Source organism: Bacillus sp. V3-13 (assembly GCF_002860165.1).
Lineage (GTDB): Bacteria > Bacillota > Bacilli > Bacillales > Cytobacillaceae > Bacillus_BJ.
The window spans coordinates 1-2,874 of the sequence record NZ_PGUZ01000047.1; the positions used below are offsets into that span (position 1 = coordinate 1).

Here is a 2,874-nt window from a genome sequence, read left to right on the forward strand (position 1 = left end):
GCTCGGACGTGTCACGAAATATGACTACGATGACCTCCAGCAGGTCACGAAGGTCACCGACCCATTGGGATATGAAACGCATTTTGCCTATAATAGCCTGGGGATGGTGAAGAACATCACCGATCCGCTTGGACAGGTGACGAGCTATGAATACGACAGCATCGGCCAGCTCCTGAAAGAAACCGATCCGGAAGGACATTCGATCCGCTATGCTTATAATTCCCTCGGCCTCATCAATTCGATTGTCAATGCGCGCGAGGCAACGCAGTCATTTGATTATGACGCAATGGGAAATCTCATCAAGCAGACCGATGCTCTCGGGAATACGGTGTCTGCCCATTATGATGCGCTTGGCCGGATTGTCAGTTATGTCAACGGGGAAGGAAAAGAAACGAAGTATCAATACAATCTGGCAGAGAGAACGATCAAGGTCACAGAACCCGGAAATGCCGTGTCTGTCTATTCTTTTGATGAGAAACTCCAGCTTAAGGGCATGACCGATCCAAACGGCCACGCGACTTCATGGACGTATGACGGCCTTGGCCGGATGGCCTCCGTGACAGATGCGGAAGGACATGTATCGACATACAGCTATGACGCGCTTGACCAGCTTGAAAAAGTGACCGGTCCGGGCGGGGAGATTCATTACGGCTATGACGCGGCAGCCAATCTCGTTTCGGTCACACAGCAAAACGGGGCAAAAACCGAATTCCAGTTTAACCTTGCCGGCGAAATGGTGGCGGAAATCAACGCCCTCCAGAAAAAAACGGAATACACCTATACGCCAACCGGTTTGCTTGAATCGGTGAAAGACCCGCTTGGCGCAGTGACGAGCTATCAATATGATGCTTTGCAGAGACTGGTTAAAATTACCGATGCACTCGGAAACAGCACCAGGCTCGCTTACGACAAAATCGGAAATACAACAGAAGTGGCCGATCCGGAAGGGTTTACGACAAAGATGGGTTATGACGCGGCCGGCAATCTGACCTCGTTCACCGACGAGCGTGGCGTTGCCTGGGGCTACACCTATGACAAAAACAACCAGCTCCTTGAGATCATCGATCCAAACGGGCAAAAAACGGTCTATACGTACACAAAGAGCGGAAATCCTGCGACGATCAAGGATGTGCGCGGCTTTGTGACAAGCCTGGCCTATGATGAGGCAGGCCGTCCGGCAAAGGTCACCGACCCGCTTGGCTACAGTGTTTCCTACGGGTATGACTTAGCCGGCAACCTGACCAGCCTGACCGACCAGAAAAACCATACAACGGCGTATGCCTATGACAAGCTGAACCGCCTCGTCAAGGAAACCGATCCAAAAGGGCGGGAAACATCCTACACGCTTGATGCATCCGGGAATATCACCGCGGTGAAGGATGCAAAAGGAAATGTAACCTCCTACAGCTATGACGCTGTCAGCAACCAGACAGGCGTGACGGATGCACTGGGCAACAAGACGGCTTATTTATACGACCAGCTCGGGCAATTAACGAAACTGACCGATTCAAAAGGGAATCAAACCGAGTGGGTGTACGACGCGCTTGGCCGGGTGACCGGGGAAATCAATGCCCTCGGCGATGTCCACCGCTACACGTATGACCCGGCCGGGAACCTCGCTGCGGAAACGGACCGGAAAGGCCAGACGATCCAGTACAGCTACAACAAGCGCCAGGAGCTGACCGGCATTGACCTTGGCGATGAACAGCTTTCCTATGCATATGATGGAGCCGGAAACATGGTCAAAGCAGCCAGCCCGGTGACAAACGAAGTGTATGAATATGACAGCCTGAACCGGATGACCGCCGCCACCAATACGGGATTGAAAAAAACAACCCGATTCGCGTATGATGCCGCCGGTAACCGCACGCAAGTAGTCGATCCGGAAGGGCGCGCCATCCAATACGAATACAATGAACGCAATGAAATGGTCAAAGTGACCGATCCGGAAGCAAATGTGACAAGCTATACGTATGACGGCAAAGGTCAAAAAGCGTCCGTGAGCCGGGCGAACGGGATTGTCACGACTTACGAGTACGACGAAGCGGATCAGTTAACCTCCCTGAAAAACAAGGGGAAAGAATTTTATTCATCGCAGTCGTACACGTATGACCAGGTCGGCAACCGCCTTTCCGAGACAGACGAACACGGCTATAAAACATCTTACGCATACGATGATTTATACCGGCTGACGGAAGTGACTTACCGAGAGAAAACATACAAAGAGGACGACGATGAAGAGGATGACGATGACGAGCATTCTCCGCCGAACCACTGGAGGCATCCGGAAAAAGGACCGGAACGAAGAACCGCCAAAAAATCCGAAACGGCTAACTTGACTGCGGAATCGAAGGAAGAATCCGCTGTGAGCGAGGTGCCGAATGAAGAAGAACCAAATCCAGAAGAAACTGTGGAAGATGCGGTTTTAACGGAAACAGCTTCTTCAGCGCCTTCGGATGATGATGTAAAAGAAACGACCCAAGCTAAAAAGGAAAAGACAAACGACTCTGAAAAGAAAACGCAAAAACCATCATCAAAAGAAGAGGAAAATGGAGTCGTCGCTTTTATTCAAGAAAAGCTGAACGCCATTGCGGAAGCGATCGCCGACTTTTTCAAAAGCCTCTGGGATGGAATCGCCAACTTCTTTGGCGGATCGAAAGCATCCGCGAGAGAAATCGAGGGCGATCCATATGAAATAAACCTGGCCAATGCCAGTTCGCATGACGATGACCGCCACAACGGCAACCGTGATGAGGACGACGATGAAGAGGATGACGATGACGATCGTGATAACAAGGGATCTAAAAATAAAAAATCCGAAAAGTACTATGGAGACGGCAGAGGCCCGAAAGACTGGGACGATTTTTATGAATG

1 pseudogene is annotated in these 2,874 nt (G+C 50.9%); it reads left to right on the top strand.

Annotated features, from left to right (window positions below):
- Positions 1–2,874, top strand: a pseudogene (locus CU633_RS16795) (hypothetical protein); the annotation flags it as partial.